Below are 13,713 nucleotides of genomic sequence, written 5' to 3' on the forward strand. Positions count from 1 at the left end.
AAATGCATCACATTAATAAACAAAAACGAAAGAGATAATTGGTATAAGTACATAATTTTTTTTCACTATAAAAACAGGAAAATTAAAAAATGAAAACCTGATCTGAATACAGATTTTTTCTGCTCACAGAAGAGGATTTGATAACGGGCAAAAACCGGGATCTCCGAAAAGATTATGTATACTTTGATCCTGGAAAACTTAGAGATCTTCATAAAAGAGTCCTGGAAAAACATATGAAAAAGCAATCTACACGTCTGCTTCCTTTAAATAAGGGAATTTTTGCGCTTGCCTGTATTCTTTTATTGCTGAGCCCTGCTTCCGGCGCGTCATTCGTGTCTGAAAGCCGGCAAACTGGCTGCTTTTATGGAGCATACCGAAGCTCGACAGGAGTTTTTCTGACAGAAACCCAGTCATCTCCCTTGCTTTATACCCAGGACCTTTTGCTTCCCCTTACAGGAAACCGGGAAGGGAGAAGTAAGCACCTTGAGAAAATCAGCCCATTCTTACTCCTGACAGCAGGTGTTCTAGCAGGTTTTAATCCCTGCCTACTTGCGGTAATGGCTTTTCTTGCCTCGGTCACCCTTGCCCAGCATGGAAGAAGAAAAGAAATGCTCGAAATCACGCTCGGTTTCTCGGCAGGGATCTTTACAATGTATATGCTTGCAGGAATGGGCATACTCAGTATTGTTAATTTCCTGCCTGAAATCCAGGGAAGTTTTATAGAAATCTCAATCCTGCTCGTTGCTCTGCTCGGCTTCTGGCATATTTTCGATGCCTACTGGCTGAAAAAGCATGCGAAATCCACTTTCAGGACTCCCGAACCCCTTAAAAAGTTCATGGCAAAAATGGACAAAAACAACCTGCTATTATTGTCCTTCATCTCAGGAAGTGCGTTCTCCCTTGTCAAAGCGCCCTGCGTAGGAGCGGTCTTCCTTTCACTCCTGAGTATCCTGGCAACAAAGACCGACATTGTCAGGGGAACATTATACATGGGCATTTATAACCTCGGGCTTCTGCTTCCCGTAATAATCCTCGGCCTTCTCCTTGCCTTCGGGCTGAGCCCGAACAAAGTAACAGAATTCAGGGAAAGATGGAGAGTAGAGATCAGACTGACAACCGGCTTTATACTGATTTCCGTTGCCCTGCTCATGCAACTCGGAATAATCTAAGGCAAAAAATCACACTAAAAAGTTAAAAAGGCCTCAACTGGATTCGACAGGCCAGTTGAACGCCGGTTTATTACGCTCCGGTTACATCGGTTTAGATAAAGCATGAGTTTTTGATCAAGCTTTTTTTGAAAAAGTTTGCGATAAAACCTTTTCTAAAAAGGTCTTCTTCGGTCAAGCCTTTTTAAAAAAGAATTATAAAAAGACAGCGGACTCCCTAAGCGCAATTTGGGGCGGACTCCCGAGGCGCAATTCGGGAAGGGCAGCGGACTCCCTAAGCGCAATTTGGGGCGGACTCCCGAGGCGCAATTCGGTAGATGGGACTCGGGCTTCAGATTGCAGGCTCGGTATCAGGCTTTTCGGAAGAAGAGGATTGGCTTTTTTCTTCAATCATCTCCAGAAGCCTGTCCATTACTTCTTCTATCCCTTCTCCGGTAACCGTGGAGATATTAAATTCTATCTCGTCAAGCTTCTGAAACTCAGGCCTGTCAGCCTTATTTGCAACCACAAGCAGGGGAAGTTTGAAGTTCTCCCGAATTTCCGCAAGCAGGCGCCTCTGATCTTCGATTTCGTATCCGCAGCTTTCACTGGGGTCGATCATGAACATTACAACCGCATCAAGATAATGAATCGCAGTTATTGCCTGCCTTTCGATATCATTCCTCTCGGACATGGGGCGGTCAAGCAGACCCGGAGTATCCATAACCTGGTAACGCACTCCATCCCGTGTAAAGTGCCCGATTGTAACTCCTTTCGTTGTGAAAGGATAGGGAGCGACCTCCGGACTTGCACCGGTAATTTTCGAGACGAAACTTGACTTTCCGACATTCGGATAGCCAGCGATCACGATTGTGGGCTCGTCCTGAACGTCAGGAAGTTTCCTCAAGATATTTCTGGCTTCATTGAGGAAGAGAAGGTCTTTGTTAATGGATTTGATAATCGACGCAAGCCTTCCGAAAGCTTCTTTCCGGACAGGCTCGGGGACTTCCGAAGTCCGAATTTTCCCTACATAACTCCTTGCAACCTCGTGGATCTTCCTGCTTGCCCAATCTGCGGATGCAAGGGACATCTTGAGCTTTTCCACGCCTACCAGGATATCCGTAAGTTCATAATAGAATCTGGGTAATCGTTCAAAGCTCGGGAACCGCCTGACTATGTTTGCAAGATTATCCGTAAGGATATTTGCAGCTGTCAGCAGCATGGACTCGTTCGCTCTAAATCGGCTCTCCCTGCTATCAATAGTTTTCCCGGACATAGCTCGCGCTGACCGCTTAAAGGCTTTATTAATTAATTCATCTGAAGTGGGAACTGTATGGATTTTCTCAAAGATCATCATATTCTAATCCTCTGGGGGCTCTGCTAAGTATATAAACGTTCTTATAGATGAAAAGTTTTAACAAAAACAAATACGCAAGCAAGAGTCTCCCAGAGATTCCTGAAGGCTATCCCTGAGAAGGAATGAATTTCTCGGTTTAGATTTGTGATTACAAATCCTGGTGCTAAACTCCTATATATAGTGTAGAACCAGGTAAATATTCAAAGCAGAACCGGACTCTTTTTATATTTGTAATAATAATCTGTAATTGATTTATAATCATTAATTATGGCAAATATCTGAGTTAATTTACATTATCGATGTATAGGTTTTATACATCATCCTTATAAAGGTATATGAAATTAATGGTGGTAGTATGGAACTGACTCCGATTCAAAAAGACATTATTATTTCATTAATTAACCTTCAGCGGCAAAAGGACCGGGCAATCAAAGGGGAAGAGATAGCCGAGGTCATCCAGCGCAACCCTGGGACTATCCGCAACCAGATGCAGTTATTAAAAGCCCTGGCGCTTGTGGAAGGAGTGCCCGGACCGAAGGGAGGATACAAACCTACAGGGGCAGCATATGACGCATTAAGAATTCAGCAATTGAATAATGAGTCAGTGGTTCCCCTTTACAGAAACAATGTGTTAGTTAACGGGGCTACAGCTGCCGAGATCAGTTTCACGACGGTCAGAAACCCTGACGCATGCAATGGAGTCATCCGCGTAATAGGCAACACAAAAGACTTCGTTATGGACGATAAACTTCAGGTAGGCCCTACACCTGTAAACCGCCTGATTATTCGCGGAGAAGTTATAGGAAGGGATGATACTAACAATTCTATTCTTTTCAATATTACGGAAATGATTTCCCTTCCTAAAAAGCATGTCAAGCATTATATGAAGTATCCTCCTTTACTTGTAAACCTGAATGCAAGTATTCAGGAAGCAACAAGACTTTTCATCAGGAACAATGTTCATGGTGCTCCTGTAGAAGACAAGGGAAAAATCGTGGGAATTATTACCTACACCGATATTGCCCATGCAATTGCCCAGGGGAAACCGAACGTAAAAGTCAAAGATATTATGACAAAAGAACTTATCACGGTTGACGGGGATATGCAGCTTTATGATGTGGTAAAGCTCTTCCACAAGTATAACGTAGGAAGGCTTATCGTAACTATTAACGGTGTACCCAAAGGCACGCTGTCAAAAACCGATGTTCTGAACGAACTGGCAGTGTATTGAAAAACAGGATTTTTTGAAAAAAAGAATTTTACGGCTTCCTGAAAGCTTTCATAAAAGCTCCCGGAAGCAACCGAAAAACCTGAAATTCTTAAATTATTTTCAGGATGTAAGATTGTTTGCATGCTCAAACCGGGAAGTTAAAACTTCCAGGCCTTTAATCCCTTTTCATGCTCTCATGCCGGGCGCTGAGCTCGGCTGCTATTTCGTCGAGGGTAATGTCATTTGCCGCGAGCAGTACAAGAAGATGGAAGATCAGGTCCGAGCTTTCCGAAACAATTTCTTCATGGTCTTCGTTCCTGACTGCAAGAATCGTTTCAATTGATTCTTCTCCTACTTTTTCAAGGATTTTGTTCATACCTTTGCGATGGTTCAAAAGTTTGCAGACGTATGAACACTCATCATAATTCTGTTTTCGGTCTAGGATAATCTCATATACCCTGTTCAAGATTGATAGGTCGGCATCCGACATTCTAACACCTTTTTAATAAATACGAATAAATATTTAAAAAACCCAAAATCGGAAATGCATCCAAAAAAGTAAAACAGGAGATTTTCAAACCTTCCTTGGATCAGTGATTTCTCCGGTAAGAGCCGATGCTCCTGCAGTTGCAGGGGAAGACAGATACACAAAAGATTCGGGACTTCCTTCTCTGCCCTTAAAGTTGCGGTTCGAGGTTGCAAGGCCTACTTCTCCTGCACCGAGCAAGCCGAAAGAGCCACCCATACAGGGTCCGCAGCAAGGAGATTCTACGATTGCACCTGCGTTCATAAGCTTTTCTATATACCCCGCTCTCAGGAGTTTCAGGTACTCGGTCCTTGAAGCAGGAACTACAAGCAGGCGAACGCCCTTTGCTACAGGCTCGTCGCCCATAATATCAGCCATGATTTTAATATCTTCGAACCTGCCATTTGTGCAGGAACCCACAAAGATCTGGTCAAGCTTCGTGCCTTCAACTGCGGTTACGGGTTTTACGTTATCCACGTTGTGAGGGCAGGCAACCTGTGGTTCTAGATCCGAAATATCGTAGTGCCGAACTCCTACATATTCTGCACCCTCATCGGATTTCCAGAATGGGTCGAATTCATAATAAAGAATCCTCTCTTTCAGGTATTCTGCAGTCACCTCATCGGCTTCGATAATTCCTGCCTTTCCTCCCATCTCGATTGCCATATTGGACATAGTCATGCGTTCGGGAACGGAAAGAGAGCGAATTGCTGAGCCTCCAAACTCGGCTGCCATATACCTGACTCCCTCTACTCCTACATCACCTATCAGGTGGAGGATAAGGTCTTTTGAGTAAACCCGTTCTGGCAGGCTGCCTTCCACTTCAAAGCGGAAAGTTTCGGGTACCCTGAACCAGAGTTTGCCGGTAGCAAAGACCGCTGCCATATCAGTAGACCCTATACCTGTCGAGAACGCCCCCAGTGCACCATACGCACATGTATGCGAGTCCGAGCCAACTATGAGGTTGCCTGGCAGCACGTGCCCTTTCTCGGGAAGAACCTGATGGCAAACTCCTTCGTATACGTCATAATTTAAAATGCCCTGTTCCTCAGCAAACTCACGGAGCATAATGTGATTTGCTGTGGCGTTGATGGAATCCGCAGGAACCTGGTGGTCAAATACGATCACTATTTTCGTCGGGTCCCAGACTTTTTTCTCTTCTCTGTCTTTCATAATCTCGTAAAAGCCCTTGACTGCTAGCGGACCTGTAATGTCGTGCGTCATTGCCAGGTCTATATTTGCCAGCACGAAATCCCCGGCTTTTACGGGACTCCCATAGGCCTTCGAAAAGATCTTTTCCGAAACGGTCATCGGACGATTTTCATTACCAGACATCCCGGTCATGGGGAATAACTGGCTCTTTCTAATAAATAAATTTAATTGATGGTGTACGCAGATAAAAATCAAAAAATCCTTCTGGCTAATATAAAAACAAAAACGTTGAAAAATAAAAGGAGCTTAACCGACAAATTTATTTTTTTTCTGTCGATATTGCGCTGTCAATCAATAATTTCAGTACTTCCCATGCTGTCGTGAACTACACACGTATATGTGCGGTCCTCAAGTCTCGATTTTGCAAGCTCAAGACCCTTTTCGTCTCTCCTGAAATCCACGAATTTTTCATACATGACAAGGGTGTCCTCAAGTTCCGAAACATATCGGAAGAGAAGATCCTCTGCCAGTTTCAGGCTGTCTCCGGCGGAGATCTGGAGCCCAAGCCCTTCACATTCGCAAGTTTGCAATCTCAACCCTTCGATATAAAAGGGATAAGTGCTGCAAAGCATGGGACGCACCGGATACACCCGGCACCTGTGGATATCGCTTTCAAGAAAAATACAGTCTCCGTTTCTCTTTCGCCTGAGTATCCATCCAAAGGCATGAACCCTGCCCTCACAATCGATACACTCCTGAAAAGATTCAAGCGAATCCGGAGAGAGCTGCTCTTCATCTTCCTCGGGCTGCCTGAGAGAGGTCTCAGGATACTCTTCGTCATCCGCCGGGATTTTATCCTGAATAGGAGCCTCAGGCACAAATGGCCCTGCAACCTCCAGTCTTGAGAGACCAGTATATTCCCGGATTCTTTCGATCTCCGATGGAATTACCGCTACCCTGTTGTCCCCGAAAGCCCGTCTGCAGCATTTCCCGCAGTGCTGGCAACGGAAACCGATTTTCCTGATCTCAGCTGCGAGTTGCTCAGGGTCAAGTCTATGAGCCATTTCTATTTCTTTCTTGAGACCGGCAATAAGAAGGAGCTGATAGCCTGTTTTTCCGGACTCCTGCTCACTGCCTGCGCTGGAAGCTTCCATATAGAGACTCGTGTCCTGCTGGTACATCAAATTAACGCAGCTAGCAGTTGATGCCGGGAATGCTCAATACTCTCATCCGGAAAACTCCCAGCCCTTTTAGAGAAAAGTCAATCAAAACCGAATGTTCGAAAATCTCAGCCGGAAGAGCCTTTGCCCCACTGACAATGGATCGCAATAAGAAACTATATATCAATGAACCCGGTTTAAACAAGTTTGTATGTGGCAGACATTACTCAAAAAGTTTGAAAAATTTCCTGCGCAGGCAAAAGTGCTTAAATTGCTTTTTGAACGAGGGTTTCAGGTAAACGAAGAAGGAAAGGTCACCTCCGGAAGCATTGAGATAGCACATACCCAGCTTGCAAAAGAAGCAGGTGTTGACCGGCGGGTAGTTGACGCAACTACAAAGACCATTATTTCAGACGAACTTCTAAGCACGATTTTTAAAAATGTTCATTCTATCCCTTTCCTCAGAGATGTAGCCCCATCCCTTGGACTGGGAGTGATCATTATTATCCCGGAAGATGCAGCTCACGTGGGTATCCTGGCAGAGGTCGCAGGACTGATTTCCCGGAACAATGTGAGTATCCGGCAGGCTGTCTCGGACGACCCTTATCTAACTGATAACCCAAGACTTACAATCATTACCGACAGGAAAGTGCCCGGAGAGCTCGTAGATAAAATCCTCGAACTGCCCTCGGTCAAAGGTGTAAGCATTTATTGAAGCTTTTCTATGCTTCAGATTAAGCTTCAGGAAATAAAGTGGTAAGGGGAAGGAAATCCTGCAAAAAGCTTTCTTTTCAGTTGAAAATGGGTATTTTTTGCGAGTATTGACTTATTTTCTGCTCCTTCTAAACACGGAAAGTCCCAGAGCTATTGCTACAAATCCGAGAAACAGCGCACGCATGGAAATATCTTTCACTTCAATTACGGATATTGAATCCTCCGTAAAACCTTTAGCGAAATGTGCAACCCCGAAAATCTCGTGCTCTATCGAAGACCCCAGTTCTGCAACCGATCGGGTCCCGGTAAAGGACAGGATAAAGTTACCTGCTGAATCAAGATTTTTTCTGCTTAGAATTCTCTCGATACCGATACCCTCGTATTTGCGGCCGGAGTCCCGATCTTTAGTATCTTCCAGGTTATTATCATCGCCGGTAGAGGTCTGATTTACTGGTTTAAGGACCGTAATGACAATACTGGCGGAAGAACTGCCGTTATCGTTCCCTGCTGTAAGGTAGACTGTATAGTTTCCAGGACAGCAGAAAGTATGGCTAGGGTTCGGGCAGCAGGAGTTCTTCCCGTCTCCAAAATCCCAGCACAGTGAGGCTGCATTATCGGAAAAATCAAAAAAATGTACAGTAAGCGGAATATATCCGCCTGTTACATTGGTAATGAGTTTAGCCTCAGGGATTACCGGAATCGAAGGATCCGGAGCTTTCAAAACATTTACTATCACATAGGTCGAATCGCTGCCATTCTCGTTCGTAACGTTCAGAGTAACCGTATAATTGCCCTCATTGACAAAAGTATGCAAAAAATCCGAAGCGTTCGAAGATTCCAAGTCTCCAAGACTCCAGATCAGCGAGCTGGCGTTTTCCGAGAGTTCTGTAAATTCGACTGTAAGAGGGGCAAACCCTGCCGTCACATTGGAAGTGAAAATTGCTTCTGGCAGTACAGGAGGCTGCGGATCGAAATCCATTAACGGCCTGTAATCCATACTCTTTGTCCGGCGGTTGATTGCATATACCGTATCGCCGATACCGTCTCCGTCCTCATCCCTGCCTGCGTAGTCACTCCAGCAGTTGCCTGAAGTCCGGTTCCAGCCATTAAGCTTATCGTCCCTGGCATTATTCGTATTATTAAAGTTATTATTGCATATCGTATTGCCTGAAGAAGTAAACGACCTGATGCCACAATCAGCGTTTGAATATACGAGATTGTCTCTTAAAGTGTTATTTTCAGATTTAAACAGGCAGATTCCGATATTATTGCCCGAGATATTGTTATTATTTATGACACAGTTTTGAACACCACTTAGATAAATCCCACATTTGCTGTCAGCTATTGAGAAGCCGCTGATTCTTACATTGCTGGCAACTACCTTGAATACGTTACTCCCTTTATTCCCTGCGGTAATAACCGTGTCAGAAGGGCTTTTTGAGTCCGAGATTATTGTCAGGTTATCCTGGTCGATTTGAATACTTTCATTATATTCTCCGGGTTTTACAAAGATAGTATCGCCGTTGGAGGCATTATCTATGGTAGCCTGGATCGACTCTCCTGGAAATACATAAAGATTTTCTGCCGCACCTGATTCTGAAATTGAAATCAGAACCAGAATTACTGCAAATAAGCAGACCCATTTGGAAGTTTGAGTTTTTGTCATTTTAACCAGCACATCAATCCAGAAATATACAGAACCATTTTTTAAAAGGATGACATATAAAATTGTTGATTTAAAAAAATATTAGAAAACAGAAATTAAAATTGAAGCTATTATAAAGGCTTTACTTGAGGAAATAGGCATTCCAGATCCTTCTGCGTTCAAACAACTCCACACATAAAAGTTCAAAGCAAAAAAGTAATATAACTACTTAATATTATTTTCTCTAAATATGAACAACTATCGGATTAAGTTGTTTTTCCGGAATAAACGTTAAGGATTAAAGCCTGATTCAGTTAAGTCCAGAAATATAGCTCAAGAAATAATTAGACCTCGGTTGTTACTTTTTCAAATCTGATAAAGTGACCTTATTTTTAAAGCACTAATTCAGTTCTGCCATATTCGTTACTCTTATAGTTCTCTTATAATCATCCTGGGTAGTGAGGATTGCGGGAAGGTTAATCATAATGTATATTAATTATAATTTTCAATACTCCGGAAGAAAAATTCTCAATAATTCCGGAAGAAAAATTCTAGTGATTCCGGAAGAAAATTCTCAATAATTTCGGAAGAAAAATTCTAGTGATTCCGGAAGAGATGTCTCCTTTCAAACAGGCATTCAGATCTGCAAAGCCAAAGGTTTTTAAGCAGAGCTTTAGTTATTCTTGAAAAACCCAGCTGGAGAAGTCGTATCATGCAGGAAAAAATAATAGAAATCGCAGCTAGAGTACGTGAATTGCGTGAACTATCGGATTTCACCGTTAAAGATGTGGCAGAATATCTGCAGATATCCGATGAAACATATGAAAACTACGAAAACGGAAGCGAGGATATTCCGGCAAGTATGCTTTTTGAGCTTGCACATAAGCTCCGCGTAGATATGGCTACCCTCCTGACAGGGGAAGAACCGCGAATGAACGTTTTTACAGTTACTCGGGATGGAAAAGGAGTCAGTGTTGAGAGGAGAAAGCAGTACAGATACCAGAATCTGGCTGAAAAATTCATTCACAAGAAAGCTGAATTTTTTATAGTTTCAGTCGAACCCAGATCATCCGGGGCAAAACCTGAGACAAACTCCCATCCAGGGCAGGAATTTAACTACGTGCTTGAAGGAAGCCTGAAGGTATATATCCACCATAATGAGATTGTCCTGAACAAAGGAGATTCCATTTATTTTGATTCCACTTACGAACATGCTATGGAAGCTCTGGAAGGAGAACCAGCCAGATTCCTGGCAGTTATAATATAATTCGATAAAACTACTCGATTTAATGATGCTTGATTTGATGATACTGATTTGATGAAATAGATAAAACGGGTGTCCAGAATGACTTCCTTGCTCAGCCAATTTGTTTCCAGAACCGAATTCGAATCCTATGAGGATTTCGAGGAAAATTTCAAAATCCTCGTTCCTGAAAACTTCAACTTTGCCTATGATATAGTCGATGCCTATGCAAGAGATTCTCCTGAAAAACTTGCTATGGTCTGGTGCGACGATTACGGGGAAGAGAGAATCTTTACTTTCAAAGACCTGAAATACTACAGTGATAAAGCGGCGAATTTCTTTGCAAAGCATGGGATAGGGAAAGGCGACTACGTAATGCTCACCTTGAAGAGCCGGTATGAGTTCTGGTACTGTATCCTTGCACTGCATAAACTGGGAGCCATAGCCATACCTGCAACCCATATGCTCAAGACGCGGGATATCGTATACAGGATCGAGAAAGCCGGACTGAAGATGATTGTCTGCATATCGGAAGATAAAGTTCCCGATCAGGTGGATGAAGCCCATTCCCAGTGCGGAGACATCCCACTCAAAAAAGCAGTTGTTGGAGGCGAAACCCGAGAAGGCTGGATTGATTTCAGGAGAGAACTCGAAGAAGCCTCCGCGGATTTTGAACACCCTTCGGGCGAGGCTGCTACAAAAAATAGCGATATTTCTCTCGTTTATTTCTCCTCAGGGACCGCTGGCTTCCCGAAAATGGTGGAACATGACTTTACCTATCCACTAGGGCATATCCTCACTGCAAAATACTGGCAGAATGTGGAAGATAACGGGCTGCACTACACGGTTGCAGACAGCGGATGGGGAAAATGCGTATGGGGAAAGCTCTATGGGCAGTGGATATCGGGTTGTGCGGTCTTTGTCTATGACTATGACCGATTTGAAGCCAAACACATGCTTGAAAAAGCCTCGAAATTCGGTGTTACAACATTCTGCGCCCCTCCGACGATCTACCGTTTCCTGATTAAGGAAGATCTCTCAAAATATAATTTCAGTACCCTGAAATATGCGGTTGTTGCAGGCGAACCTCTTAATCCTGAGGTATATAACCGATTCCTGGAATTTACCGGAATAAAGCTCATGGAAGGATTCGGGCAAACCGAAACTGTTGTAACTATCGCAACCTACCCCTGGATGGAACCGAAACCCGGATCTATCGGGAAACCATCTCCCGGATACAGGATTGAACTGATGGACAGCGACGGCAGGCTCTGTGAGGTAGGGGAAGAGGGAGAAATCGTCATCAACACAAATGACGGAAAACCTGTAGGGCTCTTTGTCCATTACGGAAAAGATCCTGAGAAAACCGAAGAAACCTGGCATGACGGCTATTACCATACAGGGGATATGGCCTGGATGGATGAAGACGGCTACCTGTGGTTTGTGGGAAGGGCTGACGATATCATAAAAACCTCAGGTTACAAAGTCGGGCCTTTTGAAGTGGAGAGCGCCCTAATCCAGCACCCTGCAGTACTCGAATGTGCAATTACGGGTGCTCCTGACCCTGTAAGAGGCCAGGTTATCAAAGCAACCGTTGTGCTCACGAAAGGATACGAGCCTGGAGAGGCACTTAAAAAAGAACTTCAAGAACATGTAAAAAGAGTCACCGCCCCATACAAGTATCCTCGAATCCTGGAATTTGTTGAGGAACTTCCAAAAACCATCAGCGGAAAAATCCGCAGGGTTGAGATCCGGGACAAAGACCAGAACTGAGCCCTGAAAATGATTGGAATATCCAACTCCCGGAAGGATCGGTACTGTTAAAAAACAAGTGGAACCGACTTAATCCGGAAATCGAGAAGTCTCAGGTCAAATAAAAAAGGAAAAAAAGGAAAGAAATAAGTACCTTAAACCTTCTGGAAAGTTTGCTTGAGAAGATACTACTCAGGATTCATTTAATAGCTTTAAATGAATGCCACCGCTAACTTATGGAATATAAAAGACTGTTCACGTTAACATACGGTTTATACGGATTATACGATTTACAGTGTGAAAAATACATTGAAAACTGAAGGCTCTTCATTCTGATACAGAGAACCGGTTAGAGAAAATGGGAGCTGGAAAGAGTCCGGGAAGAAAAAATAAATACCCGGGATGATCCTAAACCGGGAATGGACCTGAAAGCTGAGGAGAGCCCAGAGGGCAACTGAAAATAAACAAAAATGAGGATCTCATATGTCAAAGAATGATAAAAAGGAAGCATACCCTGTTATTAATATTCTGGAGTGTAAGGCCTGCGGGCGCTGCCTTCTGGCCTGCCCCAAAAGTGTACTTTTCATGAGTGAAAGCCTCAATGCTCGGGGCTATCATTATGTAGAGTACAAGGGAGAGGGTTGCTCAGGCTGTGCAAACTGCTATTATACCTGCCCTGAGCCGCTTGCAATCGAAATACACATTCCCCTGAAAGCTGAGGAAGCAGAGTAAAGTAGAAAAGGAGGAAAATTATGGCAACACAACTCATAAAAGGCAACTCCGCAATAATCGTCGGTGCACTCTACGCCGGATGTAACTGTTTCTTCGGATACCCGATAACTCCGGCAAGTGAGATTCTGCATGATGCATCCAAATATTTTCCGAAAATAGGTCGGAAATTCGTCCAGGCCGAATCCGAAGAATCGGCAATTAACATGGTCTACGGAGGAGCATCGGCAGGACACAGGGTCATGACATCCTCGTCAGGTCCGGGTATTAGCCTGATGCAGGAAGGGCTTTCCTACCTTGCCGGCGCCGAGCTTCCCTGCGTACTTGTAGATATTATGCGGGCAGGCCCGGGTCTTGGGAACATAGGTCCGGAGCAGGCGGATTATAATCAGGTAGTAAAAGGCGGAGGGCACGGGAACTATAAAAATATCGTACTTGCCCCTAACTCGGTGCAGGAAATGTGTGACTTTACAATTAAAGCCTTTGAGCTTGCCTTCAAGTACAGGAACCCTGCCGTAGTACTTGCTGACGGGGTACTCGGACAGATGATCGAATCCCTTGAATTTCCGAAGCAGGCTACTATCCCTGAGATCGATACTACCTGGGCGGTCAATGGTACAGCCGAGACCAGACCTAACCTGATAACCTCGATCTTTCTTGACTTTAACGAGCTCGGAAGGTTCAACGAAAAACTTCAGGCGAAATACGAGCTTATAAGGCAGAATGAGGTCGATTATGAAGAATATCTGACCGATGATGCTTCAATTGTCCTTGTCTCTTACGGAATCAGCAGCCGGATTTGCAGGTCAGCCGCAGACCTTGCCAGGCAGGAAGGTATTAAAGTCGGGCTTTTCAGGCCGAAGACTCTATTCCCGTTCCCTGAGGCACAATTGAAAGCTCTGGCAGATAGGGGTTGCTCCTTTATTTCCGTGGAAATGAGCAACGGACAGATGAAAGATGATGTCAGACTTGCAATCGGCTGTTCACAGCCTGTAGAGCTTGTAAATCGTATGGGAGGGAACCTGATTACCCTTGACCAGATTATGGATAAAATCAGGAAAATTGCAGGGGAGGCATGAA

12 protein-coding genes are annotated in these 13,713 nt (G+C 44.1%); 7 read left to right on the forward strand and 5 right to left on the reverse strand.

Annotation, left to right across the window (positions count from 1 at the left end; genetic code table 11):
• Positions 1-137 precede the first annotated feature (137 nt).
• Complete coding sequence (locus EQO05_RS00805; RefSeq protein ID WP_240664251.1) at positions 138-1,169, forward strand: cytochrome c biogenesis CcdA family protein; 1,032 nt, start codon at positions 138-140, stop codon at positions 1,167-1,169.
• Positions 1,170-1,497: 328 nt separating this feature from the next.
• Here the strand turns inward: EQO05_RS00805 and EQO05_RS00810 are convergent, their stop codons facing one another.
• Positions 1,498-2,502 (reverse strand): NOG1 family protein, encoded by a 1,005-nt coding sequence (locus tag EQO05_RS00810; RefSeq protein ID WP_128502833.1) that lies wholly within the window; start codon positions 2,500-2,502, stop codon positions 1,498-1,500.
• Positions 2,503-2,857: 355 nt separating this feature from the next.
• Here EQO05_RS00810 and EQO05_RS00815 point away from each other — a divergent pair, with 355 nt between their 5' ends.
• Positions 2,858-3,733: a CBS domain-containing protein gene (locus EQO05_RS00815; RefSeq protein ID WP_128502835.1), complete on the forward strand. Its 876-nt coding sequence runs from the start codon at positions 2,858-2,860 to the stop codon at positions 3,731-3,733.
• 154 nt (positions 3,734-3,887) lie between these two features.
• On the opposite strand, the gene hisE is transcribed toward EQO05_RS00815, so the two are convergent.
• The 3 genes from hisE to EQO05_RS00830 all read right to left on the reverse strand — a co-directional run bounded on the left by hisE (position 3,888) and on the right by EQO05_RS00830 (position 6,571).
• Entirely contained in the window at positions 3,888-4,202 is a 315-nt protein-coding gene (gene hisE, locus EQO05_RS00820) for a phosphoribosyl-ATP diphosphatase (protein ID WP_128502837.1), read from the reverse strand.
• Positions 4,203-4,286: 84 nt separating this feature from the next.
• The gene (locus EQO05_RS00825) at positions 4,287-5,573 is read right to left on the reverse strand and encodes a 3-isopropylmalate dehydratase large subunit (RefSeq protein WP_205793658.1); all 1,287 of its coding nucleotides are present in this window, start codon (positions 5,571-5,573) and stop codon (positions 4,287-4,289) included.
• Positions 5,574-5,737: 164 nt separating this feature from the next.
• Complete coding sequence (locus EQO05_RS00830) at positions 5,738-6,571, reverse strand: YkgJ family cysteine cluster protein (protein ID WP_240664252.1); 834 nt, start codon at positions 6,569-6,571, stop codon at positions 5,738-5,740.
• Positions 6,572-6,761: 190 nt separating this feature from the next.
• Between EQO05_RS00830 and EQO05_RS00835 the strand changes: the two genes are divergently transcribed.
• Positions 6,762-7,265, forward strand: a complete 504-nt coding sequence (locus tag EQO05_RS00835; RefSeq protein WP_128502839.1) for an amino acid-binding protein — start codon at positions 6,762-6,764, stop codon at positions 7,263-7,265.
• 111 nt (positions 7,266-7,376) lie between these two features.
• Here the strand turns inward: EQO05_RS00835 and EQO05_RS00840 are convergent, their stop codons facing one another.
• Positions 7,377-8,930, reverse strand: coding sequence for a PKD domain-containing protein (locus EQO05_RS00840; protein ID WP_128502841.1), 1,554 nt, complete (start codon positions 8,928-8,930; stop codon positions 7,377-7,379).
• Positions 8,931-9,621: 691 nt separating this feature from the next.
• On the opposite strand from EQO05_RS00840, the gene EQO05_RS00845 reads away from it, so the two are divergent.
• The 4 genes from EQO05_RS00845 (at position 9,622) to EQO05_RS00860 (ending at position 13,712) form a co-directional block, all read left to right on the forward strand.
• On the forward strand, positions 9,622-10,176 hold the full coding sequence (locus EQO05_RS00845; RefSeq protein ID WP_128502843.1) for a helix-turn-helix domain-containing protein: 555 nt from the start codon (positions 9,622-9,624) through the stop codon (positions 10,174-10,176).
• A 78-nt stretch (positions 10,177-10,254) separates the two neighbouring features.
• Positions 10,255-11,925 carry an AMP-binding protein gene (locus EQO05_RS00850; protein ID WP_128502845.1) on the forward strand — a complete coding sequence of 557 codons (1,671 nt, stop codon included), beginning with the start codon at positions 10,255-10,257 and terminating at the stop codon, positions 11,923-11,925.
• Positions 11,926-12,387: 462 nt separating this feature from the next.
• Complete coding sequence (locus EQO05_RS00855; RefSeq protein WP_128502847.1) at positions 12,388-12,636, forward strand: ferredoxin family protein; 249 nt, start codon at positions 12,388-12,390, stop codon at positions 12,634-12,636.
• Between the two features lie 20 nt (positions 12,637-12,656).
• Positions 12,657-13,712, forward strand: a complete 1,056-nt coding sequence (locus EQO05_RS00860) for a 3-methyl-2-oxobutanoate dehydrogenase subunit VorB (RefSeq protein WP_128502849.1) — start codon at positions 12,657-12,659, stop codon at positions 13,710-13,712.
• The last annotated feature ends 1 nt before the right edge of the window (position 13,713 follow it).

The organism is Methanosarcina sp. MSH10X1 (genome assembly GCF_004099695.1).
Classification (GTDB): domain Archaea; phylum Halobacteriota; class Methanosarcinia; order Methanosarcinales; family Methanosarcinaceae; genus Methanosarcina.